This is a genomic window from Silvanigrella aquatica (assembly GCF_001907975.1).
In the GTDB taxonomy this organism is placed as follows: domain Bacteria; phylum Bdellovibrionota_B; class Oligoflexia; order Silvanigrellales; family Silvanigrellaceae; genus Silvanigrella; species Silvanigrella aquatica.
This window is the reverse complement of sequence record NZ_CP017834.1, coordinates 2178834-2204150: the sequence shown is the minus strand read 5'-3', so window position 1 is coordinate 2204150 and position 25317 is coordinate 2178834. Positions and strand designations below refer to the sequence as shown.

Sequence of the window (25317 nt, the reverse complement as noted above, 5' to 3'; positions counted from 1 at the left end):
GAGTTTAGCTCATGTGGAATCCCTTATCAAAAATTTCTAATTTAATTCAAGGCCAAGGTGGTTTTGTAAATGCGCACGCGCATTTTGACCGTGCCTATTCTGTTTCATTAGAAGATTTTTCTAATACGCAAGGGAATATCAATAGTCAACTCCAAGAAAAATGGAAGTTAGTTGATAAATTTAAATGCCAAGCATCTGAAGAAATCTATTTTCAACATATTACAGCGGCTTTAAGAATGCAAAATCAGCAAGGGGTGCGCCACTGCTTATCCTTTATTGATTGCGATCCTGTGGCAGGAGATCGTGCTATTGCAGCGGCAAAACGTGCTCAAGAATATGCATCCAAAAACTTAAAAATGCGTTTTCTTCTTGCATGTCAAACATTAAAAGGAGTTGTAAATAAAGAGGCTCGGCATTGGTTTGAAAAATCATTGGAGCATGTCGATATTATTGGTGGCTTGCCTGGTGCTGATGCAGGAAATGAAGCAGAGCATATTGATATTTTATTAAAAGCAGCTAAAGAAACAAATAAAAGAGTTCATATTCATGTCGATCAATTAAACACGGCAAAAGAAAAAGAAACAGAGTTGCTTGCTCGTAAAGTCATACAGTGGGGTTTAGAAGGAAAAGTAACAGCCGTTCATGGTATTTCCATAGCAGCACATCCCAAAAAATATCGTGAAGAACTTTTTAAATTGTGTGTCGATGCAGGATTAAGTTTTGTGGCGTGTCCTACGGCTTGGATTGATAGCAGACGTACTGAAGTTTTATCTCCGACGCACAACTCTGTCACTCCCATTGATGAAATGATTCCTGCAGGTATCATGGTTGCATTGGGATCAGATAATATTTGCGATATTTATAAACCTTACGCAGATGGATGTATGTTAACAGAATTGCGTGTTTTGTTAGAATCAACTCATTTTTATGAAATGGATGAGTTGGTTAAAGTAGCAACTACAAATGGATTAAAAGTATTGGGGCTTGACTCATATGTATAACGCTAGCGCAAGTTATGAAGAAAATTATATCAAGGGGCCTGACGCTAGATTTCTTGTTGAAAATAAATTTCCCAAAATAATTTATAAAGAAAAACCACGTTATGAATTTTTAGGAATTCCACTACATATTCCATTTGGAGTTGCGGCAGGTCCGCTGTTAAATTCTTCTTATGTGAAGGCCGCACTTCATGCTGGATTTTGTTTGCCTGTATATAAAACAGTTAGATCCCGTGTATGGCCATGTAATAAATGGCCTAATATTTTAGCAATTCACGCAGATAGCTCTTCTCTTTTTGCTGAAATAAATAATGAAGTCATTGGAATTCCTTTTAAAAAAGAGGATTATTTAAATAAGAAAATCTCCATTTCAAATTCATTTGGTGTACCAAGCCAATCTGAAGATAGATGGAATGCCGATTTTCAATCTTTAAAAACTTGGAATGATATGCCTGGATATAATGTTGTTCTTAGTTTTCAGGCTTCTCGAGAAAATAACTTAACAACTAAAGAAACAAAAATAGCATTTTATAATGATATTGAAAAAGTCGTAAAATTATCTGCAGAATGTCTTAATAATACTGGTTTTTCAATAATAGAAATGAATTTAAGTTGTCCTAATGAAGTTCACTCTCCACTTTATAAAGACTTGCCAAGCGCAATTGAGTCGGTAAAATGCGCTCGTCGGGTTTTAAATGAGCTCAATGCCAATATAAAACTCGTCGCCAAAATTGGAGTTTTGTCAGCTAAAGAAACAAACATGTTTCTTTCTGAATCTGTAGGTTTTCTCGATGCCATTAGTGCTATCAATACGGTTTCCGCAAATATCCGAAATCCAGAGGGTCAAATGGCTCTGGGTGGATCCTTATCTGGCGGGATTTGTGGCTCTTTAATATTTGAGCAAGGGCTATCTATGGTATCATTAATTGCAGAAACAAGAACAAAACTCGGAATTCAAAAAAAGGAAATGGGAATTGTGGGCGTGGGAGGTGTGGTGAGTGCCAAGGAGTTTCAAGCCTATTTGCAAGCAGGAGCCGATGTGGTGCAAGCCGCAACAGGCATGATGTGGAACTTAAATTTAGCCTCGGAAATAGCTCAAGCGCTTCAAGTCCCTTTTGATAAACGATTGGAGGATCCTTCTCATGATTCTTGATTCTGAAACCCACGAAATTGTGCGCGGGTTTTTTGAAGCGAAAGTCTTGCAAATCAGTACGAACCCTATGTTTAAATTAGCAAGTGGGAAAGAATCTCCTGTTTATATAGACCATCGTAAAATTTTTTCGCATCCGACTCTTCGTAAAAAAGTGATTAGCAAATGGGCTGAAATGTTGAAAATAGAATTTTCTTCCATGCTCGACAGTCCCAACCTTGTTTTTGCAGGAACAGCAACAGCAGGTATAGCGCCTGCCTATGCCCTTGCGGAATATTTTAATGCGGGTTTTGTCTATGTTAGAAGCAAGCCTAAAGATCATGGTTTAAATTCTATTATTGAAGGCACTATGCCTTCCAATGCTTTGGTTTTTGTGGTTGATGATATGATCACAACAGGCGGAAGTCTCTTACAAGCAGCGGAACATTTAAAATCAGAATATGTAAAATCTATGGTTGCCATAAGTATTTCCAATCATAATTTAAAAAAATCCAATGAGGCTTTTTTTTCAAAAAATTTAGTATGTAAAAGTTTATTTAAGACGACAGATTTATTTGATGTCGCTTATGCAAAAGATTTTATCACGGGTCGTGAAATGAAAATGATCATGGAGTGGTTAACACAACTTGATGAATAATAATTCTTTGTACCAACAGTGTTTGCTTGTTTGGGAAAGAGATTATCGCTCTTTTATGCAAGGGGTGAGAACCTGTCTTGCCTTATTATCCGTTGCCATTATTTATTTTTTTGTGCAAGACAATCGTATGATGTTTATGGGAGTTTCTGTGCTTGGCTTATCGCAAGCCTGTACCCGTTCCCATTATTGGCGTTTCGAAATTAATTTATTTTTAGCTTATTTTATCTCAACTTCAGCTGTTATTTTTGCTTATCCCTACTCAAAATCTTTTGTTTTGATTTGTATATATATTTTTATACTGACTTTTTTTATATATATTTTTATGTATTATAACATTTCTTCAGCATATTCATTATGGATTTATTTGATACCTATGTATTCCATTTTGTCAATTAAAACAGTCCATGATGTTGCTGTCGATGTTTGTATGAATACCGTTGCTTTAACTATTACTTTTTTTATTTGTGCTATTTTTTTGAGGCCGAGGTTACGTAAAGAATGTTTGTTTGAAATTAAATCTATTTTGCGTGAGTTGGTTTTTTACATCGACACTGTTGAAATATATACTTTTAATAAATCGCCAAAATCTATTAAGTTACTTACTAAAAGAAGAGAAAAAATTTTTTCACGCATTCAAAGTTTACGTTTGATGATGACAGAAATCGATTTTTATAGACAAAAGGAAAGATTGCATCATAGAAATCAATTGTTTTCTTTATTTATAGTGGCAAACTTAACTGAGAGATTTTTAGAATCCATTGTTGGAATTTCAATTAAAATTCGGGTATTAGATGTCCCTTTAGAATATGAGCCCATTGTTAGAAGTATATTTAAATCAATGAATAAAACAAACAGTGATTTATTGAAGTTTCTCGTTATTCGAAAAAGTTTTACCATTCAAGAATTGTCATATCTCTACGAAAAAATTTATTTAGATGCCTTAATTGAATACAAAAAAATTGAGAAATTAAGTGAAAAATATGCGCATGATCAATTGTTCGATGAAATATTTTCTAGTGCTTTTCAATTTAAAGATAATATTAGTTTATTGAATTCTGAGTTTAAATTTTTATGTCAAAAAGAGTAAAAAATGTTTGTTTTTAAATATTTTATAAACTTTATAAAAACTCTATTTGATTTTAATATTTTTGAAATAAAACAAGCTTGGCGAGCGGGTGTTGTCGTTGTTGTGTGTCTTGTTATTAATGAAAAATGGTTGAATATTGAATTTCCTGGTTGGGTTTTAATTACGGCTATTGTTTGTCTTCAGGCCAATTTTGGTGCCACTATTTTAAGAGTGAAACAAAGACTTCTAGGGACGGTATTAGGGTGTGCTCTTGCTTTTGCTGTGACTATTCTTTTATCAGGGAATGTGTTTATATCTTTTTTTCTTCTTCTTATTTCTTGTATATTTGCTATTTATAATTCAGTCTATACCGCTTATTCTTATACTTATACTGTCTTTTTCTTTACCTTTGGATTAATTTCTTTTTATTCCACTATTTTTCCTGATGGTGATCAATTTGCTTTATTGCGCATAGAAGATGTTGCAATTGGTGCCTTATTTGGTACTTTAGGATCATTGTTACTTTGGCCTGATTTTGCAAGAAAAACATTTAAAGTAAATTTAGTAAATGTTGTTTCAGAAACAGAAAATTTATTTCAGGATATAATCGATTGGATTGAGGGAAAAATTAAGGATGATGAAGTCTATTCGCAAAAAGTTTTATCTGCGACAAATAATCAAAATGCTCGGAGTAAAATTATTGAAATAAATCATGAGCTGGGACCAAATAATTATCCTTTAAAAGAATATGAGGCATTTATTTTATCTCAAGAAAGAATTCATTATTCGTTATTAACAATTTATAATTCCTTACGTGTTAATTCTTTTGAAAAAAGAAAAGAATCAATTTATTACATGACTGAGCAGCTTATTTCTATTCAGAATTTATTTAGAGTATGTGTGGCACGTCTGCCTCTTTCCAAAGACAAAGCTCTGGAGCTTAAACAAATGGGAGAAGATACGGAACTGTTCTCAAAACTTGAAAATGAAGCTATGCACTTTCTTTACCAACATCCGGGAAAAACCGTATCCCTTGAAATGATCAAACACCGCTCCTTATTGCAAAGACTTTTACAAGAAGTTAAGTCTATGAATGCAGACATAAATACAATATTAGAATATTATAGTAGCTGATTAAGAGCGCTTCTTTACAGACATTCATATTATAGATTAAGTTTATTTTATTTGCCTTCTAAGTTGATATTCCTGCGCTAAGTATGGCAAGCTACAATTTCTATTTTTTGCTTGTTCTGTTGGAGACGTGATTATGCATCTTATTGGGTTTGATATTGGTGGAACAAAAATGGAAGCTATGTTGATTCATATTGGCAAGCTTAAAAAGGATGAACCTTTTCTTTCCTCGTTTGAATTCCAAAAATCAACGGGTGAAATTGTGCCAGGTTTTGTCCTCTTTAAAAAACGAATTGCTACGGAACGACATCATGGCTATGAGCAAATAATCGATAAAATGGCTTTGCTTGCCAAAGAAGTTTGTGCTGAAAAAAATTTAGATATTCATTCTTTATCCGGCATTGGATTGAGTGTTCCAGGTCCTGTCGATCCCAAAACAGAAATCGTCACATCAAGTAACACTATGATTCTTGTGGGTCATAATTTACACCAAGATCTACGCGATAAATTAAAAGTATCTTTCCCTATTATTTCTGAAAATGATGCCAATTGTTTTGCACTGGCAGAAACTCTGTGTGGTGCCGGATTAGATTATTTTAAAAAAACGGGAATTCCTGTGAATAAACAAGTCACCGTGGGGCTTATTTTAGGCTCCGGTTTTGGTGGCGGCATTATTGTCAATGGTAAGGTGGTTACAGGAAGACGTGGCGGCGCGGGTGAAGTGGGGCATATGACTCTTTATTCGGGAGGATATCCTTGCTATTGCGGCCGCGCGGGATGTGCAGAACAATATTTATGTGGCCCTGCATTAGAATCCGCTTTGAATAATCGCATTTATTCTCAAATCGAAAAACGTCCCGGCGCCTCTGAAATTTTTGAGCTGTACAAAGCACAGGATCCCATCGCTCTTGCTGTTGTAAAACGTTATAAATCCGATTTGGCTTTATTTCTTGGTTCCTTATCTTGTATGCTCGATCCTCATTATTTTGTATTTGGCGGAGGACTTAGCTTACAAGATATAATTTATGAAGGCCTTGAAGCAAAAATTGGTTTAAATACCTACCTACCGGAACAACCCATCTCTGTTTATAAACATAAAATTGGGGATTCCGCGGGCGCTATTGGTGCTGCGTTGGTTGTTTTAGATCAAAATAGTCTTCATTTTTAATCCTATTTTTGATGCGATTCAAACATTATTGTTTTAAAAAAGATAAATTCAACATTACTTTATCGATACTATGACAAACTTATTGGTTGAGGGTGAGTTTTCTTCTAATTAGTTTTCGTACGATATATTCGACAATTAAGGCTCCGGTTAAATTACTTGAAGGGCATCCAATCCAGTTACAAAGACTTTTAAATATTTTATTATTTTGATAAAATGGGTAAACATTATAGAATGCTTTTGTTAATGTATTCTCTATAGTGACTCGATCGATAGATTTAATTTCCTCAATGGCCCTTTTAAAAGAGGGGCTCGAATAAAAACCATTTACATTGTAATCATTAAAATGATTTGTTGGTTTTCCTATTCCATTTAAAAAAGCCCATGGCGTTTTTTTTCTACTTGGGTAATCTTGTAACTGTGCAAAACTCCAGCCATGGTCAATTTTTACAATGGATGTTTTATTGTTAATAATAGCTGAGCCAATATTCCCAATATGAACGTCGTAATCTCCAAGCCAAAGAGCTGTTGCGATTACTTTTTCTAAATTATATTTATCTTTATACATATCAATAAAAAGGCTTATTTTTTTATTATGCAATGTTTGTAAAAAAAAGGGTCTTTCTTTAAAGCCAATTAATTTATGTGTTTCCATAAAATTTTCAAAAAACACAGATCCAACATAAATATTTTTATGTCTATTTGAGTAATCAAATTTACTTTTTGAAGATTCTTCTTCAAAAGCTAAAATTGTTTTTGATGAATAACCTGGAATAATTAATTCATAAATTTTATGCGCAAGAAATTCACAAATAGATTCAGCATCATTTCTTCCCTGTTTGAAAAGTACTTTATATTCTTTTCCTTTTACATTTACCGCGTAGACTCCTGTGGCAATGCCGCTCGTATTTGCTCCTGAACTTTTTCCTCCTATGCTTTTATAACAGGATATATCTTTGGGGAAATCTTTGAATTCAGTTTCATCCGCTAATCTATTTCCGTAAAACAAAAAGGACATGAATGACTCCCGTGTGGTTTTTTTGTGACTCAAAATTTTAAATAAATTTATAGATATTGTTTATAAATTAAATATTTATAAACAATAAAAAAAATAAATAAAACAAAAAACTCAATGTGAAATATAATTAAATAAAAAATTAAATTCAAGATTAATTTTAATTTATTTTTATTAAACATGCATAAGTGAGTAGTAATAATTAGATAATATTATTTATTAAAGTAATAAATGGAGATGATTAAATAGTAATTATTATTTTTTTAAAACATAAAGAAATGTAATAAAAATTTTTTTATATTGATATTACTGTTATTTGAAATGATAAAATCACATAATTTAAATTTTTATTTCAATTAAAATAAAGACGAAGAATTTGAATCCTATCTTTTTTTAAATTATTACTTAAATGAGGGACTCAAGATTTTTACGGATTTGTTTTAATACTTTGGTGAGAATAATTTTATCATTTTCTTGTAGATTTCTTAAAACTTTTGGACGGATACATTCACTGATTTTAAAGGCATCTTCAAGTTTTTGCTCTCCCATATCTGTTAAATGGAGACTTTTTGCTCTTTTATCTTTGTTGTCATCTTGTTTTTGTAACCATTTTTTTTGTTCCATATTTTCTAAAGAACGGGTGAGACTTTGTGGCTCCACATCCATGATAAGAGCAAGATCGGCCTGGCGAATTCCGGGATTTCTACCAATATAGACGAGAATACGCCGTTCCAACCTGCTCAAATCGTATTCTTTTCCCAATTCGTCTAATTTATTTCTCCAAAGATTTACGGTATCGATAAAATAGAACTCAAGCATGGCATCGAGACTTAAATTATCCGTTTTAAATTTTGGGATTTCCGATATCCTATCATTCGTTGGTAATTCTAGGTTGTCCATGTCTTTCTCCGACTAATTATTAAAAACGCATTGTACTTATGAAGTCCTGAATGAAGCCACTAACAAGAAGAATAAATATAACTGGAAAAATAAAGAAAACCAGTGGAAAGATCATTTTTACAGGGGCTTGTGACATGCTTTCTTCGATGCTGAGTTGGGCGCGAATTCTCAAACTTGCGGATAATTGAACGAGATTCTCTTTTAAAGTCGTACCAAGTAGTAATGATAAATGAATACATTCAACCATTTCGTTGTAAAATGGGTCGCTCTTTTCATTTATTGAATTTTTTAAGGAATCGCTAAAGGAACAACCCATAGAGTAGAGTATGAGTGTTTCTTTCGCATTTCTTTTGAGATCTTCATTTAAAGAATTTTCCGTAGCGTTTTTAAAGGAATGAAAAATATTGCTTCCTGCTTCAAGATGTAAAAGGATAGTATCAATAAAATCAGCAGTCGCAAAAAGCATAGATACATATTGGTTTTTTCTGCTTTGAAGAGGTTTTAGATTGATTAATTTTAAATCAATTTTGAAATAATTTAAAATTATAAAATTTAATATAAAAGAAATGACTATAAAATACATTTATCATGCGATCCTTGCAATCATTTTTAGAAAATAAAACCCAATCATATTTAAAAATATCATCATAAGAAGGAGTAAATTGCCAACCGCATTTTCGAAAAAAAACAAAATATAGGAAGGAACTATAAACCACAAAATTATACCTAAAATTAAAGGAGCCATTGCTATAATCAGTGCCTGTAATCTTATTTGAGCTGTAGTGGACTTTATTTTTCTTTTTAACAGAATGTTGCTTTCAATTTTCGATTTTACATTTTCAAGAGTGGAGATCATATTGCCACCGCTTTTGTATCCTACTCTGAGGGATGTTAAAAAATAAACCATAAAATAATGATCTTTATGGTTTCCCAATGAAATAATGCGAGCTTTTACAGCAGAATCTAAAGACATACCTTGGTTATAAAATGTAATGATTTGATAGATTGTCTTTTGTATGGGGGGAGACCATTTGTATTTGTTTAAAATAAGATTAAGACAATAAGGAACTTGGATCCCAGCTTTAAGATATGAAATAAAATATTCAATCAGTTTTGGCATTTCTTTTATCTGCTTTTTCTTGTTTATATTTTCAATGAATAGAAATTTAATTTGGATGAGTTTTTTTTTGCAAAATGGAAAGATAAAAAATAAAAGTGGATTTGTTAAAAAATAAAAAAATAAACTATATTTTATACTCATGGATTTAGGTAAAATAAATATGAGTAAAGTGTAAAATATAATAATAAAAATGATTAATATAAATGTCATTTGTTCCATTCAAATAGAGAATTTGTAATAAATTTATGAGTTCTTTCACATAAAGTAACAATTTGATGAATTGAAGTCACACAACGATGCCCATCAGACTTCCGAGTTAATTGAATGACATAATGAATCGCAGAGGCAATTTGCTCGCGAATGGCTCGTGAAGGAAGCTCGGAAGAAGCAAATAAAACCAACGTCTCAAGACGGCGGAGAGCATCTTCTGCGGAATTGGAGTGAATCGTTGTCATGCTGCCATCATGTCCCGTATTCATAGCTTGTAGCATGTCTAATGCTTCGCCACCGCGGCACTCTCCTACTATGATTCTATCGGGTCGCATGCGAAGCGCATTTTTGACAAGTTCGCGGATGCTCACGCCCCCTTTTGCTTCAATATTTTCTTTTCTGCTTTCTAATCGAATGACATGGGGCTGTTGCAGTTTGAGTTCGGCGGAATCTTCAATTGTAATAATGCGTTCATTGGGATGAATCCAGGTGGTTAAACAATTCAGTAAAGTTGTTTTTCCCGTGCCCGTTCCTCCTGAAATTAAAATATTTTTTCGTGAAATAATAATGTCTTTTAAAATAGGAAGAATGTCTTCTGATATTGATTTTTTAGCAATCAGATCTTCTATAGAAAAACATTGTTTTGGAAACTTGCGGATGGTTAGGCACGGACCATTTAATGCTAAGGGGGGAATGATGGCGTGAACGCGGGAGCCATCGGGCAGACGCGCATCACAAAAGGGGATGCTTTCATCGATTCTTCTGCCTACTTGATTGCACATACGTTCAATAATGGCCATAAGTGCATTGTTATTGTCAAACATTAAATCGGACAAAGAAATTGTGCCATTGCGTTCTAAATAAATACGCTGAGCGTCATTGACCATAATTTCAGTTACGGAATCATCCAATAATAATAAAGTTAAGACTCCTTGAGCAAAGGCTTGAGAGCAAAGACACCAAATGATTTTTTGAAAATGTAAACGATGCTCGCTTTTATAAATATCCTTATCATCCCAATAAAATTTATTTAAATAATGACATGCTTCTTGCAGAAAATAAATTTCTTGTTCCTGCTTTGGTAAAAGCAATAATTTTTGATTTTTTGAAAATTCATTTTGCACAAAATTCAGGGTATTTTTGAATAATTCAGAATGATATATGAAGGATATTTCATTTTCATTTGGTAGTATGAAATTGTTTTTTTTGTTGTATTTAAATTCAAATTTATGATTATGAAATAAAAAAATTTTATTTAAATAAAAAACATTTTTAGAGTTGAAGTTCTCCTGAAATATAAAACCGTTTTCTAAGAAAATTTGAGAATAAATTTGTACTTTTTCTTTTTCTGATATAACAATATCACAATCTTTTGTATTCCCAATAGTCAGTATTCTATTATCAAATACTTCCGCTGTTTTTTCTGATTTTTTATCGATTAAGAGCCAGCTCATGGGTGATCTTTTTTTCCTTGTATAAATTGAAAGGAATCATTTTTAATGATTTTTTGAATTCTTTCATCTTCAATGAATTTATTTAAAGTCATTGCTTCACCTGATTGAGAAGAAGAATCATTCGGATTTCTTAAAGAAACAGAAAATTTTGCATATTGTTTCATAAATGAAATTATTTTTACTTCTTCAGGATAAATATAAAAACTAATCGAATTAGCATGACGTGATTTTCCTCTCTCTTCTAATTGATCTCCAATTCCTACAATTTGGACGTCGGTTAATATGTTTTCTGTTGCCTTACCAAATTTAGGAATATCAAGATAAGCAATGAGATCAATTTTATCTCCTACGCGCAATAATGATCCTATGGATCCAAAATCTAAGTCTAAAACATAAAGCCTTTTACCCACAGGAATTTTATCAGGCAAGGAATTTTTTTGAAATGCGCTCATGAATGAATTTTTTAATAAAGGGGTATTTTCATTTAAAGGAACTATAGCAGCTTTGCCAATATAGGAATTTATTTCGTCATTTAAAATAAATTGCGTTTTACTTTCCCCTAAATTCATTTCAATGAGTTTTAAATCGGATTCAGCAATCAATTGTCCTAATTTAATATTTTTATTTGCAACTAAGACAGGGTATAAATTATGATTTATACTGCTGTTGGAAAAATAGTTGATAGATTTGAATAAAAAAAATTGAAAAAGGGTTATAAATAATGCTAAAGTCACTGCAATTAAGTATTTATTTTTAGATTCATCCCGATTTTGATTTTCTTGTTTTTCATTTTCTTTCCATTGGATTTCAAAACTCATACTATTTACCGTCATGAATTGTTATTCTAAAGTTTCAGTATCAAAAATGTCTTCATCCTTTTTAATAGAGGTATTGCCAGTTACAGAAGATGCATTTTTAAGAGCTTTTTTAGCTGCAGAGGTGGCTTTTTTTTCTGATTCTATAACTAAATTAGAGTCTTGTCCTGCGATTGCACCTGCTAAAGAGCTGATTTTAGCTTTAATGGCACCACCAAATAAAGCGGTTGCCGCAATAGAAGCTATGGCAATAAGACATAAAATGACGGCATACTCTGTGAGACCTTGCCCTAATTCTCTAGAATTGAAAGGGGTAACTTTATTCTTAGGCAACATTTTTTTCTCCTTTTGATATTGCTTTAAAGTTTTTTAAAATTTTTTTCAGGCAATGAAAACGGATTTTGTATCACTCTGACTCTCTTTGAAATTACTTACAATTTTAAAAATTGAGGCAAACTGGAATTCTTAAATAACAAAAAATACAAATAAAATTAATAATATAAAATAAATGAGAATGTCTGAATAAGGTCTCTTCAAGAAGCTCTTGAATCATGTCATTTTTCCATTTTCGCAAAATGAGGAATTATGAAGTTAGTTATTCAAAAACAAATAAAACAGGCACTACTCATCTTAAGTCAGCCAATTAAGAGTGCTTATTTTTTAAATGCAGAAAAAGAATCTTTCAAAATTCATTTATTATTCCCACGAGGAAATTTTGCTCGTTCCACTGGATTGTTAAATCACTTTAATTTACCTATAAATAATGGAATTATATATTCCAATAAATATTTTTTTCATACGTTCAATATGAATTTTTCTATTGCCGTATTTTGTTTCGATAAAAAAAAGAATTTAATATGCTTACCCAAAATAATTTCTAAAAATTGTTTATTTATAGTGCCATTTGGTACGAAATACATTTCTGAAGTAAATAGCGAAATTTTACATTATTATTCATTTGAAAGACAAATTATGCCTACGAATAAAAAAGTAAGAGTATTTGAAAGTGAGTTTCTAAAAATATTTGTTAATTTTAAATTAATTTATTCTCTATTATTTGTTTTATTAGCATTCCTCTTTATTACTTCAGCTTATAGTCAAGATAATTTAAAATTATCTATAGGTCGTGAAAAAACACTTGATTTAGGATCTGCTCCACAAACAATTCAAATTTCCGATCCGGATGTTGTTGAAGTGCAACGAATTGGTGTTTCAAACTCAATTAAAATGATTCCAAAACAAAATGGAGTTTCTTTAATTACAATTGCTTATCCCAATGGAGAGCAAAATAAATGGCATATTCAAGTCGGAAATGAAAATTTTGACTTTAATAACCATATCAATTTCATGAATCAAGATTTTAAAAGCGACTCGGCTTCTCCTTCACTTATTACAATTTCACGCCCGCTAAAAAGTATTCATGGTATTCATACACAAATTAAAAATGGAAAAATAATTATTTTAGGAAATTTGGATACAATTGAGGATTTTCGACTATTAGTCAATGCCGTTGCGGCGCATTCAAATTCATTTTTTCCTGCATTTAGTTATTCTAAAAAAATTGAAAATGAGGTTATAAAATCGGTTCAATCTGATTTAAAATTATTTGGTGAAAAAAATCTTAAAATTATAAATCGGGGTGGTTTGTATACTTTAACAGGAGTTCCGACTTCACCTTTAGGCAAGCAAAGAGCGTGGCAGTTTTTAAGCGCCCTTATTCCACAAATTTTCGATGCCACAAGCACTATGTCTGGAGAAAGTACCGTTGTCCAAGTTAATCTTGAATTTATAGAGGTTGGAAAATCAGAGCATTTGGGAGTTGGTTTTCAACAGCCCGGTATGAATCAAGCTCTTTCAGGTACCTTAAATTTTGCACCTTCTGTTTTATCATCGAGTTTGGCGCAACCCTCCTTGCAAATAGCACCTTTGACTTCCTTATTAAAAGCATTGCAAGAGAGAGCCTTCGCCAGAAATTTAGCAAAACCCGTTGTGATCACTCGTTCTGGTGAAAAAGCTTCTTTTTTAGCAGGTGGTGAAGTTCCTATTGTCAGCACTTCTAGTTCGACTATTGGAAACAGTTCTTCAGTTACCTTTAAACCCTTCGGAATTTTATTTCATGTTACTCCAAATGTTCAAAATGACGGTTCTATTTGGTTAAAACTTGATTTAGAGGTAAGCGATATTGCCGATTCACTTTCCTATCAAAATGTGCCTGGTTTTACCACCCGAAAAATCAATACAAATATTGTCTTAAAAGATAAAAATTATGCAATATTAAGTGGGCTTGTTCAAACAAAAAATTCTAAAAGTGTCGAAAAATTTCCCATTTTAGGAAGCATTCCCATTATTGGAGAACTTTTTAAAAGTCGAAAATTTAAAGATGCAGAAACAGAATTATGGGTTGCTGTTTCCGCCATTCGTGATGACTTGATGGATGAAGATAGAGATGTAAAAAAACTTATTGATAATAAATTTTCGAGTTACAAAAAACTTATATCAGGTGATTTATTAGATTGAGGAAAGATATGTATTTAATTTACGACTTTCAGCGTTCTATTATGCAATTTAGTTATTGTAATATTGATGAATCTCATCCCATGAGAGGAGTCTATGGGATGCAAAGTAAAATGTATTTTTTTAGTAGTGATATTTTTTACTTTTCATATAAAATAGAATTAAAAAATTATCTTGAAATTCCAGATATGAGGATAGAGTTAAAAAACATCTTTTTTATAAAAATGGCGTCATATTTTTTTAGTTTTATTTCTTTATTAATTTTAATAATCAATAAAATTAGTAATTTATTTTTTCAAATAAATCTTAATAAAATTAAAATAATAAAGAGAATAGGGTTGTTTTTTTTACTTTCAGTCATCCTGTTTAAATTTTTTATCATCGATTATTATAAGGAAAATTTAATAATAAATAAAAAAATTGAGGTTTCAAATAACGAATGGAAGAATATTATATTTAATATGCCCTTATCTAAAAAAATATTGAAAAATAAAAATTTATATTATGAAGATGTGATTCCAAGTATAAAAGGCATCAATGAATTCCGTTTTCTTGCTATGATGGACAATATAAATGAAGGACATGGTTCAGAACAATATCTAGCTGTTCCCTATAAGAAAATAATTTCTATTGATAAGAATGATTCTGTCAATGGTATTTTTCCAATAAAAACATGTATCAATAAAAATTCTAAATCTTATTCCATATTTAAAATTGAATTATTTCATCATGTCATAATTTTCCAAGATGTGGATGCTTATTTTATGAATGATAAAGTAAAATTTATTTTAGCGCCAAAATCTCAAATTGATCCTGTCTTAAATAGGTCTCATTCTAAAAGTATTTGCAATTATTTAGTTTTAAATTAGAGAGTTTTATGAAGAATAATTCAACTATAGTTTATTGTTTTAAAAATAAGAAAGAATATTTAATGAATGATTTTTTAAATTTAAATATCAACTTCAACTTTAAATTTATAGAAAATGATAGAATGCTTATTATGGATTCAGATAAAAAATTTATTGTAACTTATAATGAGGTTTTTTTATTTCAAAATGACTTTTATGTTATTTTAAATCAAAATTTAGAGTCATATATTTTATATGAAAAAATGGGGAAGAGCTCTTTTTTTTGTTTTCTTTCTTATGGATTTCATGGGTTTAAAAATGTCTTATTGAGTCAAGTTTTTTTTCAATTTATTTTTAAATTAAATAAAATTATATTTTTAAAAAATAAAAAAATAATAATCATAATTATTATGATATTTTTAATACCATTTTTTTTAATTAAAAGTAATGTTATTTATGAAGATGTGAGTCTCGTTCAGGATAGATATCTGACGCAACGAAAAATATATATTGGCTATATGCATATGTTAAGAAATTATAAAGAGACAAATATAAAAGAGGAAATAAGTGATGATTTAAATAATATTGAAGAAATAGCTTATAATCCAGAAAAAATTTATATTTCTAAAAGAAAAAATTCATATAAAAATCATAAAATAAATGACAAAAAAAGTAAGATTGATAAAGACACTGAGTTTTTTTTAAAAATGAATAGTAAAAATAAGAAAAATAAATATGATAACAAAAAGAAATGAAAATATGAATAATCAATCAGGGCAGGCTTTAGTCGAAAATATGTTTGTTATACTCCTTCTTATTTTTTGTTCCTATGCCATAATTGAAGTCACGCGTCTTATGGCATTTAAAAGCTATTTGCAGGCCATTACGGCAGATGCTGTAAGGCAAATTTCATTTTCACATCTCTCTCTAAAAAGAGAGGGACAAGTCTCGACAGAAAATGAAAATAGGAGCCTGTTAATCGCGAATATAAAAACCGATATTGAAAAAAAATTGCAACAATTTCATACTTCTCTTTTATCTTTTGATAAGTCAATAGCATCACAATCACATCCGTTCTTATTTTTAAAGGAACACAAAATATCTTTAGATCTCATGTTTATTAATGAAAATAATAAAAATAATAAAAATCCAGCAGGTGTCTATTTAAAAATAAATTCTTGTTTTCCCGTATTATTTTCGGGATATTTTAGAAATTTTCAAAGAAATCGTACAGAATTACCTGAAATTGGAAAAAAAGTAGCAGGACAGGAGCAGGAACAACGTAACTGTTTGGGGCAGTATACTTCTTCAAAAATATTTACGCCTTTATTTTGGTTTCGGGTGCGATCAGCCGCATTTTTTCCTTGGCCAGTGTCTACAGCTTTATTTGAAAAAGGAATGGTCATACCAGAAAATTATCCTGGGATTGAAAAAAAATATCGAGATGATGTTTTAAACACTCTAGAAAAAATAGATTTGTCATCATTTTTAAAGAAACGAATTGAGTGATATTTATGAAAAAAAAATATTTTAAGCATAAACAAGATAACGAGTCAGGCCAAGCGCTGGTTACAGGTCTTATCTTTTTGATTTTTACACTGTTATGTAGTGTTTATTTTCTTTTTTTTGCAGAAGCATATTTTAAAAATTATTCCCAAATTCAAAAGGTGCGCGAACAAGGATTAAAAAAAGCTTCCCTGGTTGCGCATGCGCTGAATCAAATTTCTATGAACAATCAAAACATCATAGCTTCTCTTGCAGTCGCACAAAATGCTTTTGCCGAAGCAGCAGAAATCGGACTTTATGTTGGTTTTACACAGCCTTATTGGGATACCTATGGAGTTTTAAATAAAAAGAAAACTGTGAAAATGAAGTCAAAAGAAAGTTACTTATCTTCAGTTAGTTCTAAAAATATAAATATTCTTTATACTTCATTACAAAATCAAACGGCTCGTGGATTATTTGTTGCAAAATCATTGCATGAAAAAAATAAAAAAATTGTGGCATTGTTACCCCAGGAGTTACAGTCTTTTTTTATCCCCGCAAGCAATGCCAATACTTTTTGTTTTGCTCTCGAAACGCAGGAAAAATATTATAAGAAACCGGGTTTTCATAATATTTTTTTATTTGAACATCTTTATCGATTTTATCTTGAAAAAGAGAATTGTGTTATAAAACATGTGCCGAAATTATTTGGTTCTATAAATGTTTCTTTTTCTTTATTGTCTTCTTCTGAAACTAATACGATTTTAAGTTATAAAAATTTTGATGTGATGTTAAAAAAGGAATTTTATGGTATTTGGTATGTCAATCCTAAAAATTCATTTGAATTTTTAAAATCAACGTTATTTTATTCAGTAAATTCAATAGAAGAAAACCCTAAATTTACTGTTATTGCAAAATTTCTTGATATCATACCTTTTTTTAAAAATTTAAATTTGTCTGATAAAACCCTACTTTCAGGAGTTTCAAAAAAAATTAAGTTTAGAATAACTCATCCTTATTTTATATGTACACAAAATAATAATTGGAACGGTGATTTTTTAAAAGAACGTGACTTTGAAAATATATCACAATGTTCTTTATCTGAGGGACAATTTATCAAATCTTTTTTTTATCCCAAATGGACGCCTCTTATTTCTCAGGAGGAAAATAAAAATGCAGAATTTTTCTAAAATAAAAAATAAAAATACGGAGCAAGGACAGTCTTTAGTGGAAATGATTTTTATTTTACCTCTTTTTTTTATTGCTTTAGGAGGATTTATTATTTTATTTCAGCAACAAATAAGAGGTTTTAGCGATGAAATGACTCAATCTGCTTTGGCGGTTTCTGAGGCTTCTTTTTTCCAGGAAGAGCGTTCGCAAGGGCTTTGGGAAAGCGGATCTTTCTCATCCTCTCATCTTATGAACTCTATTGCATTTGCTGCTTTGAATCCCAGTTCTGCCTTTCAGAGCAGTGTCGATATGAAACGAGGGGTATTTGCCGATAAAAAACCTCTAAAGCAGGCATTGTCCTCTTCTCATAAAAACTATTGTTCTTTTGATGCTCTGTTTGATGTGGTGGGAAAAGAAGAGGGCTCTTTTGAGCTGACAACATGCGCCGCGGGAAGTGCCTATGAAAGCTTAAATTCACATTTGGCACCTATTTTTGAGGAGGTGCAGCAGACATATCTAGGGAATTTTATTTATGTACCTCCACAGGACTTTCTTTGGGAAAAGCGTTCTTCCGAGCCTTCCCGAGAGGCTGTGTCTTATATGCTCTCACCTGGTGGGATATTATTTTCTAAAAATCAAGCCTCACTTTTTATTCCTGATACAGCATCTTTTAATACAAAATGTTACATGGAACCCTTTTCTCCTCATTGTGACTGGGATGCTCTCGGTGGTAAGTTTTCTCGTGCGGCGCTGGATGCTGCGAAACTACAACTTTCTGCGTGTTTAGCGGAAGCTGTTGCCACTTGTCTAGCCACAGGGGCGGCTCTACCGGTATGTACGGTTGCAAAGGGAGCAGAAATTGCCGCATCCCTGGCAGTGGGGAAAGAGGCTATTGCTTGTTCTAAAGTGAACAGCATTCTAAAAGCTTCCCAAAAAATGGTTCATGGGACGGTTTTTGCTTATTCCTCAATCAAAATAGCTCAAGAAACGGCCATACGAGGTGAAATTTTGATCAATAAGTAAGCATTAAAAAAAAATGAAAAAAACTTTGCTCGGATGCTTGACTGATCTTGCATTCGTGTATTAGTCACAGTCCTACCAAAGGTTGGCACTTTAGCTCAGTCGGTAGAGCAGTGGATTGAAAATCCACGTGTCCCCGGTTCGATTCCGGGAGGTGCCACCATCCTTTTCTCTTCTCTTTTTTTCTTATCTTCCTTTTTAAATGAATTAAATAGTATATAAATAAGCTTGGTTTCATTTAAAGAAATAAGGTTTAAATATGCGTCCTAAGTCTTATTCAAATATGTCGCCAGCGGTCTCTCGCTATGTCGAATCCCTTCTTCAAATCGAAACAGCACCACAGCTGCAGCATACCCTACAAATTGCTAAAAAACGCGGGACTCCGCCCCTTCAAGTTGTCCCTACAGATGGGCGTAATCTTGAGGTGCTTGCTCGTTCTGTGCAGGCTAAAAAAATAGTTGAAATTGGCACGTTATGTGGCTATTCCGCGGTGTTTTTAGCAAATGCCTTGCCTCCAGAAGGGAAACTATACACATGCGAGCAAAGTGCTCATCATGTCTCTGTAGCAAGCGAGGTTTTTCATGATTTGGGTTTGGCAGATAAAATTCAAATTATACCTGGTAAAGCGCTAGAAACTCTGCCTACGCTGAATCAAGAAGGTCCTTTTGATTTGATATTTATCGATGCCGATAAAATAAATTATCCCCATTACTTTGATTGGGCTCTTGCGAATTTAAGGACAGGGGGGCTGTTAATTGCAGACAATGTTTTTGTTTTTGGTTTTATTGGTGAAGAAGAGTTGCCACAAGGTGAATTAGGGAACTTAGTTCTTGCCATGCGTGAATTTAATCAAAAGTGCGCTGCAAGTGAAAACTTAGTCACGACCTTTTTGCCAACAGGTGAAGGGATGATGGTTGCTGTGAAAAAATAATCTGTACTGCTGTTTATTTAATTCGCATGTTTTGAAAAAAACTCTTCGACATAATCTTTTATTTTTTTATTGATAGTTATCAATCTGTCTTTATTTTCAATGTGACCTGTCTTCATTTTTCTTATGATTTCTCGTAATACCAATTCCCATTTATATTCCACAGGACCCTCTTCTGCTTTTGTGAATTCTTGTAGTTCTTTTTTTGAATTTACATATTCTTTAGCAAGAGATTCAAGGTCAGGAGGTGCATTTTCTGATTTAGAACTCATAAGTTTATTCCCTTTTTTAAGCAGAATGAAAGATATTCTGCTTAAAAAATTTTATCATGAAAAATGTTATTCATAGTTATGCCATTTATAAATACTTGGCACGCAAGGTTGTTTACAGTTTTCTGGTGCTTCTCCGCCGTGTTCCATGGAGGCCCAAGCTGTTAAGTTACGGATGATGTTTTCAAGGGGAACGCGTCTCTGCTTTGCGGCATAAGCGGAATAGTAAGTCCATTCTGAAACAGGGCGTGTGGGATTTTCATTCCACATATAATTATGGTACTTGAATATGTATTCATAATTATAATTTGTAGGGCTTGGCACAAGATTTGTCGTAATATCGGAATTGCTTGTGGGCGTCCACATAAAATCGGGATGTGCAGTTTGATACCACTCACCACCAATTATTTTTCCGCTGGTGTCGATTTCTAAATCGTAAATATATTCAACTGCCACAACGCTATCTCGACTTGGATTATCGCGGGTTGAAGCGTCTTGCCAGGTTTCACCAATATATTCGACTTTTGTTTTGACACCCACAATAAAGGAAGAATTTTGGGAGCGATAAGATTTAAAGGGATCTCTTTTGAAATCGGAAGCTTTAATCATGACATCGGAGCTCTTAGAGCTTGCTTGACCGGTTTGGGGATTAAAATAATAGTATGAATAAGATACAAGCGGTTGATTCCAAACTTGAAAATCATAAGTGGCATCAAAGACAAAAGATTTCTTGTTGATTCCAATTTGATTAACCAGCGCTAAATGAAAAGAGCCTGGATTTGTGTCAAAGCAATCTTGGCTTTGAATGCGTCCGTTAGCATCTCGTGCCGGGTTTTTTTCATTGCAGCGCCCTCCGACAAATTTGCTTGTGTAACTTAAGTTTGCCCAAAGTAACGAAGTGAGTGCTTTAATGTCAGCTGGATAAAATGTGATTGATTTTCCTTCTGCATTTGCAACGGAGACACTGCGGATAGGACGTTTGTACATGTAGGCGGCAGGAGCCCACCCGTGACAAATTCCTTCCCAACCTTCAAATTTACCATAGTTTTTTACTTCACTTAATATGGAATTTGTCAAAGTATAATTTTTATCATTCATCAATAAATCATATTTTTCAGCAGGTGAGAGTGAATTTGTTTTTCCTTCAGAGACTAAGTTTTCTGCAGGAAATTGCTGTAAAATATATTCGGAATATTTATTAACATCATTTTTGGGCCTATTGAGGTCGGTGTAACGACTTGCGATAGAGGCTTCTGAAAGTGGCCAATAACTTCCCGACCAGGGTTGAAAATTGAGTCTTGCAGAAGCAATATTTTTAGAGTCAATAACATAAATATTATCAATAAAATTCTCTGGTTTATCAATCAAATTTTGTGGATTATCATTTCCTAAATAGGCAGAGTAGGGAGAAATCCTTTTTTTTGATTTATTCCCATTTCGAATAATTTTACTTCTAATCTTATCTTTTTTTTCTATAAAATTTTGTGATGTAATTTCTTCTTGTGAAAATTGCGGTGAATTTGATTGAGATCGGTAAATTTGAGATTTAGGAGGTATTTTATTCATTGTCTCAATAGGATTACTATAAAAATCTATTAAAAACTGTTCTAAATTAATTTCATTTTCAGCTTGTGCTGTTGATGCTATTCCAAGTGCGATAGCAATGGGAATTTTCCGCAAAAAAACTTTTTTAAACATCACTCTACTCCTGATATTTATGAATAATAATATCTGTGAAATTTTTTTGATTAAGACATTGAACTACCGGTACTTCAATGCAGAAGTTAATCTGTTAATTTAGTATTGTCAATATTGAATAATTAGAAAAGGATATTGGTAGGTTTTATGTTTTTAATTTTTCGTTAGCAGAAATTTGCCATATTAAAACAAAAAGTAAAGTTAAATAAATATAAATAACAGAGGAATCAAAAAAAACATTTTGAGTGAGTGAATGAATTAAATTTGAAATAATTGCAACGGCGAAGCAAAAAGGTAAATATACGTAAGCTCCTTTTTGTTCTCTTAATTTTTGAGTTAAAGTTTTTCCTAAATTAATAAGAAAAAATAAAATCCAAGTCGCAGCAAGAAGGCCTCCACAAGCTAATATTTCGAGATAATTATTATGAGCATTGTACTTTTCAGTCAAATCTCCATAACCCATTTTGTCATAATATTTTTCTCTTACACCTGCTTTTATCCAATAATTTCCTTGCCCCACAAAAGGCTTATCCAGAAACATTTGGGTATAGACCTTCCAAAAGTATTGACGATAATTGCCGTTATCCAAAGAATGGGATTGGGTAACAGAAGTTGTAGTAAGATTAATTCTATCAATTAAGCCCGCATTTTTTGCTATAAAAAAACTTGAAATTACAACAATTAATGTAACAGATAAAGTGACTATAGGTTTTTTACGAATATATAATATGCATGGAATAGTAATAAGTATAAAGATACAAGCCATAGCTGCAGTTCTTCCAGAGCTTAAGATAATCATAAAAAAGTTACAAAAAGTAATGATGGCGAGTGAGATTTGTGGAAAGAAATTTTTATGATATAATGAAATAAAATGAAATTTTACATTTGATTTATGAGTAATAGATTGCCATAAAAGAGTCCATGCAAAGGAAGCATAAGCTAAACAGGCGCCGGCAACGGTAAGGGGGTGACCATAAAAGCCATACACACGGTATTTTCCGTTATCAAGTAACTCTGTATCGGCAAGGATGCCACCTCTTAAGGAACGGAAGTCGATACCAGAGTAGGATTGATAAATTAGAGCAATGCAAAATAAAATGGAGGCAGGTAGTAATCCCGATAAGAAATACTTAAGGGGCATGATTTCTAGTGATGCGGATGTTTTTTTATGTGACGATTTCGCATTTTTTTTGCTAAATAAAGATAATAATAATATAATAGCGCTACCAATAAAAAAAGCAGAAGGAAAATTGCTGAGCAATATTCCTGGCCACTTGAGTTCAATTTCATAAGTAAAATCAGGAAAAAGAGAACTTGGAAAAATGTAATTCATTAAGCTTGTAATGGGAAAAATAATATGGAGTGCGATAAGAAAAAGAGCAATAGAAGTGATAAATTTTGGAATTTCTTTTTTATTTGTAATAAAATATAAGCTAGGAATAAGTATACAAATAACATAAAATGAGGCACCTTGTAAGGCAATTCCTAAATACATTAGAAACGGTAAAATAAAGAAAATTATATTTAAAGCCATAAATTTGTCCTAAAGGTTGAAGAAAAAAATTTGCAATTTATCATTTACATGTTAAGCCTCACTTGGCTTTACTGCCATGTCAAGGGGGTAAAAAAATGAGCGCAAAAGAAGAAAGAATTTTAATCATTCTGCCAAGGCAATTGGGTGACGTCTTGTTAGGGACACCCTTAGCAGAAGTCTTAAAAAAGCATTATCCCAACGCTCAAATTGACTGGTGGGCGCACCCCATGGCGCGACAACTTCTTGAAGGCAACCCCTATTTAAGCAATGTCTTCTATTACCCCATTTGGAAAAAAAAGAAAGAGCCTCGGGTTTCTCCTTATCAAGCTTTTAAGCACAGATTACAGTTTTTATTTCAATCTATTTCTTTTGTTTTTAAAGTCAGAAATCGCAAATATTCCATTGTGATCGATGCCATGAACAATCCTCGTACTGCGATTCAGGCATGGCTTACGGGAGCTCCTAGAAAAATAAGTTTTGCCGTTAATCCCATTCGCAATTTTATTTACAGTAATTTATTAGCGCGTGAAAAATTGGACAAGGGTTACTTAGGTCATGCGCGATTAAATTTACTAGAGCCTTTGGGAATTCAATACGATCAAGCTCAATATTTAAAAATAAATCCTTTGCTTCCTCTTTCTGATGAAAATAAAAATAAAATTGAAAATTGGATTTATTCTGAATTTCAATTTAATACTCAAAATAATGAAAATAAAACTCAAAATTTCGTCGTATTAAGTCCGACTCATCGTCATGCGGTGCGCCGATGGCCTGGAGAACATTTTGTGAATTTAGGCTTAAAATTAATTCAGGAACGCGGCATTGCGATTGTCTGGCTTTGGGGGCCTGGGGAAGATGAGTTTGTCCTTAGCTTGCATCATTCTTTACAAAAAAAGCTCACTGAAAAGGGGCTGAATCCCCAATTAAGTCATTTTCCGCCTTTATTAAATCTTCGTGAGGCCGGCGTTTTATCCCAAAAAGCCTTACTCTGGGTTGGAAACTCCAACGGCTTGAGCCATGTTGCTGTCGCATCGGGCGCACGCACATTAGAGTTACACGGCCCCACTGTTCCCTTAAGTTGGTGTCATCCCAATTATGAAAAACACCGCGCCTTGCAACGTAACAAAGGTTGTATTCAATGCTCGAGCAACACTTGTAAACTTTTGAAAAGAGAATGCTTAGAAGATTTAACTGTGGACGATGTTTTTTATGAGTTAAAAAGTTTTATTTGATTATTTCCTACATACTAAGGTCATCACTCCAAAATTAAAAAACTTTTCAAAAATAAATAAGGGAAAATAAAGAATTTTAAAGAAAACGAAATGTAAAAATAATTTTTCCAAATCACTGTGTTTATTTTTTTGTAAATTCTCTAATTTTCCTAGCCACCATAAGGTATAACTGTCTAAGGTGCCATACCTATAAATTTTTTGAACTTTCCATCCTTCATTTTCAAGTAAGTATTGTAGTGTTTGTGGAGTATAAATGACACTGTGTCTTGGTGTGTGAAATCCAGCCCAATTTTCCTTCTGAATAAATCGAGTCAAAGAGTTATAATTGGGAACTTCTATTATTAATAAAGCATTTTCTGAGCTTAATTTATAAAAATGAGAAATGAGATCTTTAGGATGAAAATGATGTTCTAAGCTATGCCACATGGTTATAATATTAAATTTTTTTAAGAAAGAAATGCTTTTAAAATCTTTTGATATAAGTTCAAGATCTTTAAAATTTTCTTTGTCTTGATTCCATCCATTGTCTGAAAAATCAAAGCCAATGCAATGCGATTGAGTTTTATTTTTTAAATTTTTTAAAAAGGTAGGGCTGCCGCAGCCAAAATCTATAATCTGTGTTTCAGGGGTAAAGTTTTTAAACTGTTTTATGACAAATTGAACTCTTTTTTTATTCAATTTATCGCCCCATAATTTTACAAAATAAGAATATTTCCCCCAAGCTTTTTCACTTAAATAAGGAAAGTATTCTTTACTGTAGTAGTTTGAAATTTCTTCCTCATTTGGTGGATTTATTAAAAAAATGGATTCGCAAAAGTTACATTTATCAAATGAAAAAATTTTTTTTTCATTTTGCATATGGGCTTGGGTTGAAATTAAAAAATGAGAATCACATTTTAGACAAATAGGACATTGTTTCGTTGTTTTCATAATTCATTTTCTATAATAATGAGTTTGA

General features: G+C 32.1%; 25 protein-coding genes and 1 tRNA gene. 15 read left to right on the top strand and 11 right to left on the bottom strand.

Annotated features, from left to right (window positions below):
- Positions 1-11: 11 nt before the first annotated feature.
- From AXG55_RS09235 to AXG55_RS09210, 6 genes are all read left to right on the top strand, one after another.
- Positions 12-1001, top strand: a complete 990-nt coding sequence (locus AXG55_RS09235; protein WP_148697838.1) for an amidohydrolase family protein — start codon at positions 12-14, stop codon at positions 999-1001.
- The gene (locus AXG55_RS09230) at positions 994-2151 is read left to right on the top strand and encodes a beta/alpha barrel domain-containing protein (protein WP_148697837.1); all 1158 of its coding nucleotides are present in this window, start codon (positions 994-996) and stop codon (positions 2149-2151) included. The genes AXG55_RS09235 and AXG55_RS09230 overlap by 8 nt, the downstream gene beginning before the upstream one ends.
- A complete protein-coding gene (locus tag AXG55_RS09225; RefSeq protein WP_148697836.1) occupies positions 2141-2785 on the top strand; it encodes an orotate phosphoribosyltransferase in 645 nt (214 codons plus the stop codon). The genes AXG55_RS09230 and AXG55_RS09225 overlap by 11 nt, the downstream gene beginning before the upstream one ends.
- The gene (locus AXG55_RS09220; protein WP_148697835.1) at positions 2775-3872 is read left to right on the top strand and encodes a hypothetical protein; all 1098 of its coding nucleotides are present in this window, start codon (positions 2775-2777) and stop codon (positions 3870-3872) included. The genes AXG55_RS09225 and AXG55_RS09220 overlap by 11 nt, the downstream gene beginning before the upstream one ends.
- 3 nt (positions 3873-3875) lie before the next feature.
- Positions 3876-4985, top strand: coding sequence for an FUSC family protein (locus AXG55_RS09215; protein ID WP_148697834.1), 1110 nt, complete (start codon positions 3876-3878; stop codon positions 4983-4985).
- Positions 4986-5118: 133 nt separating this feature from the next.
- The gene (locus AXG55_RS09210) at positions 5119-6150 is read left to right on the top strand and encodes an ROK family protein (RefSeq protein WP_148697833.1); all 1032 of its coding nucleotides are present in this window, start codon (positions 5119-5121) and stop codon (positions 6148-6150) included.
- A gap of 79 nt (positions 6151-6229) precedes the next feature.
- Here AXG55_RS09210 and AXG55_RS09205 read toward each other — a convergent pair whose 3' ends face one another.
- The 7 genes from AXG55_RS09205 to AXG55_RS09175 form a co-directional block, all read right to left on the bottom strand.
- Complete coding sequence (locus tag AXG55_RS09205; protein ID WP_148697832.1) at positions 6230-7165, bottom strand: hypothetical protein; 936 nt, start codon at positions 7163-7165, stop codon at positions 6230-6232.
- A 402-nt stretch (positions 7166-7567) separates the two neighbouring features.
- A complete protein-coding gene (locus AXG55_RS09200; protein ID WP_148697831.1) occupies positions 7568-8062 on the bottom strand; it encodes a MarR family winged helix-turn-helix transcriptional regulator in 495 nt (164 codons plus the stop codon).
- A gap of 19 nt (positions 8063-8081) precedes the next feature.
- Positions 8082-8645, bottom strand: a complete 564-nt coding sequence (locus AXG55_RS09195) for a type II secretion system F family protein (protein WP_148697830.1) — start codon at positions 8643-8645, stop codon at positions 8082-8084.
- Between the two features lie 3 nt (positions 8646-8648).
- Entirely contained in the window at positions 8649-9182 is a 534-nt protein-coding gene (locus tag AXG55_RS09190; protein ID WP_233231109.1) for a type II secretion system F family protein, read from the bottom strand.
- Positions 9183-9388: 206 nt separating this feature from the next.
- Entirely contained in the window at positions 9389-10846 is a 1458-nt protein-coding gene (locus AXG55_RS09185) for a TadA family conjugal transfer-associated ATPase (protein ID WP_148697828.1), read from the bottom strand.
- On the bottom strand, positions 10843-11664 hold the full coding sequence (gene cpaB, locus AXG55_RS09180) for a Flp pilus assembly protein CpaB (RefSeq protein WP_233231108.1): 822 nt from the start codon (positions 11662-11664) through the stop codon (positions 10843-10845). Before cpaB ends, AXG55_RS09185 begins: the two co-directional genes overlap by 4 nt.
- Positions 11665-11685: 21 nt before the next feature.
- A complete protein-coding gene (locus AXG55_RS09175) occupies positions 11686-11997 on the bottom strand; it encodes a hypothetical protein (RefSeq protein ID WP_148697826.1) in 312 nt (103 codons plus the stop codon).
- A gap of 249 nt (positions 11998-12246) precedes the next feature.
- On the opposite strand from AXG55_RS09175, the gene AXG55_RS09170 reads away from it, so the two are divergent.
- From AXG55_RS09170 to AXG55_RS09135, 8 genes are all read left to right on the top strand, one after another.
- Complete coding sequence (locus AXG55_RS09170; protein WP_148697825.1) at positions 12247-14178, top strand: type II and III secretion system protein family protein; 1932 nt, start codon at positions 12247-12249, stop codon at positions 14176-14178.
- An 8-nt stretch (positions 14179-14186) separates the two neighbouring features.
- Entirely contained in the window at positions 14187-15044 is an 858-nt protein-coding gene (locus tag AXG55_RS09165) for a hypothetical protein (RefSeq protein WP_148697824.1), read from the top strand.
- A gap of 8 nt (positions 15045-15052) precedes the next feature.
- On the top strand, positions 15053-15778 hold the full coding sequence (locus tag AXG55_RS09160; protein ID WP_148697823.1) for a hypothetical protein: 726 nt from the start codon (positions 15053-15055) through the stop codon (positions 15776-15778).
- Positions 15759-16532 carry a TadE/TadG family type IV pilus assembly protein gene (locus AXG55_RS09155; protein WP_148697822.1) on the top strand — a complete coding sequence of 258 codons (774 nt, stop codon included), beginning with the start codon at positions 15759-15761 and terminating at the stop codon, positions 16530-16532. Before AXG55_RS09160 ends, AXG55_RS09155 begins: the two co-directional genes overlap by 20 nt.
- Before the next feature lie 5 nt (positions 16533-16537).
- Entirely contained in the window at positions 16538-17698 is a 1161-nt protein-coding gene (locus AXG55_RS09150) for a hypothetical protein (protein WP_148697821.1), read from the top strand.
- Positions 17682-18701 (top strand): hypothetical protein, encoded by a 1020-nt coding sequence (locus tag AXG55_RS09145; protein WP_148697820.1) that lies wholly within the window; start codon positions 17682-17684, stop codon positions 18699-18701. The genes AXG55_RS09150 and AXG55_RS09145 overlap by 17 nt, the downstream gene beginning before the upstream one ends.
- An 84-nt stretch (positions 18702-18785) precedes the next feature.
- Positions 18786-18861 (top strand) — tRNA-Phe (locus tag AXG55_RS09140).
- A gap of 96 nt (positions 18862-18957) precedes the next feature.
- Complete coding sequence (locus AXG55_RS09135; protein ID WP_148697819.1) at positions 18958-19629, top strand: O-methyltransferase; 672 nt, start codon at positions 18958-18960, stop codon at positions 19627-19629.
- 17 nt (positions 19630-19646) lie between these two features.
- Here the strand turns inward: AXG55_RS09135 and AXG55_RS09130 are convergent, their stop codons facing one another.
- The 3 genes from AXG55_RS09130 to AXG55_RS09120 form a co-directional block, all read right to left on the bottom strand.
- Positions 19647-19898 (bottom strand): hypothetical protein, encoded by a 252-nt coding sequence (locus AXG55_RS09130; RefSeq protein ID WP_148697818.1) that lies wholly within the window; start codon positions 19896-19898, stop codon positions 19647-19649.
- A gap of 66 nt (positions 19899-19964) precedes the next feature.
- Positions 19965-21593 carry a peptidase gene (locus tag AXG55_RS09125; RefSeq protein WP_148697817.1) on the bottom strand — a complete coding sequence of 543 codons (1629 nt, stop codon included), beginning with the start codon at positions 21591-21593 and terminating at the stop codon, positions 19965-19967.
- A gap of 145 nt (positions 21594-21738) precedes the next feature.
- On the bottom strand, positions 21739-23127 hold the full coding sequence (locus tag AXG55_RS09120) for an O-antigen ligase family protein (protein ID WP_148697816.1): 1389 nt from the start codon (positions 23125-23127) through the stop codon (positions 21739-21741).
- A gap of 95 nt (positions 23128-23222) precedes the next feature.
- Here AXG55_RS09120 and AXG55_RS09115 point away from each other — a divergent pair, with 95 nt between their 5' ends.
- Positions 23223-24359, top strand: a complete 1137-nt coding sequence (locus tag AXG55_RS09115) for a glycosyltransferase family 9 protein (protein WP_148697815.1) — start codon at positions 23223-23225, stop codon at positions 24357-24359.
- Here the strand turns inward: AXG55_RS09115 and AXG55_RS09110 are convergent, their stop codons facing one another.
- A complete protein-coding gene (locus AXG55_RS09110) occupies positions 24360-25289 on the bottom strand; it encodes a class I SAM-dependent methyltransferase (RefSeq protein ID WP_148697814.1) in 930 nt (309 codons plus the stop codon).
- Positions 25290-25317 lie beyond the last annotated feature (28 nt).

What these genes read in the sequence shown, in the direction of transcription:
- AXG55_RS09235 (WP_148697838.1), top strand. Translation starts at nt 12, where the DNA reads ATGTGGAATCCCTTATCAAAAATTTCTAATTTAATTCAAGGCCAAGGT.
- AXG55_RS09230 (WP_148697837.1), top strand. Translation starts at nt 994, where the DNA reads ATGTATAACGCTAGCGCAAGTTATGAAGAAAATTATATCAAGGGGCCT.
- AXG55_RS09225 (WP_148697836.1), top strand. Translation starts at nt 2,141, where the DNA reads ATGATTCTTGATTCTGAAACCCACGAAATTGTGCGCGGGTTTTTTGAA.
- AXG55_RS09215 (WP_148697834.1), top strand. Translation starts at nt 3,876, where the DNA reads ATGTTTGTTTTTAAATATTTTATAAACTTTATAAAAACTCTATTTGAT.
- AXG55_RS09210 (WP_148697833.1), top strand. Translation starts at nt 5,119, where the DNA reads ATGCATCTTATTGGGTTTGATATTGGTGGAACAAAAATGGAAGCTATG.
- AXG55_RS09205 (WP_148697832.1), bottom strand. Translation starts at nt 7,165, where the DNA reads ATGTCCTTTTTGTTTTACGGAAATAGATTAGCGGATGAAACTGAATTC.
- AXG55_RS09200 (WP_148697831.1), bottom strand. Translation starts at nt 8,062, where the DNA reads ATGGACAACCTAGAATTACCAACGAATGATAGGATATCGGAAATCCCA.
- AXG55_RS09195 (WP_148697830.1), bottom strand. Translation starts at nt 8,645, where the DNA reads ATGTATTTTATAGTCATTTCTTTTATATTAAATTTTATAATTTTAAAT.
- AXG55_RS09190 (WP_233231109.1), bottom strand. Translation starts at nt 9,182, where the DNA reads ATGCCAAAACTGATTGAATATTTTATTTCATATCTTAAAGCTGGGATC.
- AXG55_RS09185 (WP_148697828.1), bottom strand. Translation starts at nt 10,846, where the DNA reads ATGAGCTGGCTCTTAATCGATAAAAAATCAGAAAAAACAGCGGAAGTA.
- cpaB (WP_233231108.1), bottom strand. Translation starts at nt 11,664, where the DNA reads ATGAGTTTTGAAATCCAATGGAAAGAAAATGAAAAACAAGAAAATCAA.
- AXG55_RS09175 (WP_148697826.1), bottom strand. Translation starts at nt 11,997, where the DNA reads ATGTTGCCTAAGAATAAAGTTACCCCTTTCAATTCTAGAGAATTAGGG.
- AXG55_RS09170 (WP_148697825.1), top strand. Translation starts at nt 12,247, where the DNA reads ATGAAGTTAGTTATTCAAAAACAAATAAAACAGGCACTACTCATCTTA.
- AXG55_RS09165 (WP_148697824.1), top strand. Translation starts at nt 14,187, where the DNA reads ATGTATTTAATTTACGACTTTCAGCGTTCTATTATGCAATTTAGTTAT.
- AXG55_RS09160 (WP_148697823.1), top strand. Translation starts at nt 15,053, where the DNA reads ATGAAGAATAATTCAACTATAGTTTATTGTTTTAAAAATAAGAAAGAA.
- AXG55_RS09155 (WP_148697822.1), top strand. Translation starts at nt 15,759, where the DNA reads ATGATAACAAAAAGAAATGAAAATATGAATAATCAATCAGGGCAGGCT.
- AXG55_RS09150 (WP_148697821.1), top strand. Translation starts at nt 16,538, where the DNA reads ATGAAAAAAAAATATTTTAAGCATAAACAAGATAACGAGTCAGGCCAA.
- AXG55_RS09145 (WP_148697820.1), top strand. Translation starts at nt 17,682, where the DNA reads ATGCAGAATTTTTCTAAAATAAAAAATAAAAATACGGAGCAAGGACAG.
- AXG55_RS09135 (WP_148697819.1), top strand. Translation starts at nt 18,958, where the DNA reads ATGCGTCCTAAGTCTTATTCAAATATGTCGCCAGCGGTCTCTCGCTAT.
- AXG55_RS09130 (WP_148697818.1), bottom strand. Translation starts at nt 19,898, where the DNA reads ATGAGTTCTAAATCAGAAAATGCACCTCCTGACCTTGAATCTCTTGCT.
- AXG55_RS09125 (WP_148697817.1), bottom strand. Translation starts at nt 21,593, where the DNA reads ATGTTTAAAAAAGTTTTTTTGCGGAAAATTCCCATTGCTATCGCACTT.
- AXG55_RS09120 (WP_148697816.1), bottom strand. Translation starts at nt 23,127, where the DNA reads ATGGCTTTAAATATAATTTTCTTTATTTTACCGTTTCTAATGTATTTA.
- AXG55_RS09115 (WP_148697815.1), top strand. Translation starts at nt 23,223, where the DNA reads ATGAGCGCAAAAGAAGAAAGAATTTTAATCATTCTGCCAAGGCAATTG.
- AXG55_RS09110 (WP_148697814.1), bottom strand. Translation starts at nt 25,289, where the DNA reads ATGAAAACAACGAAACAATGTCCTATTTGTCTAAAATGTGATTCTCAT.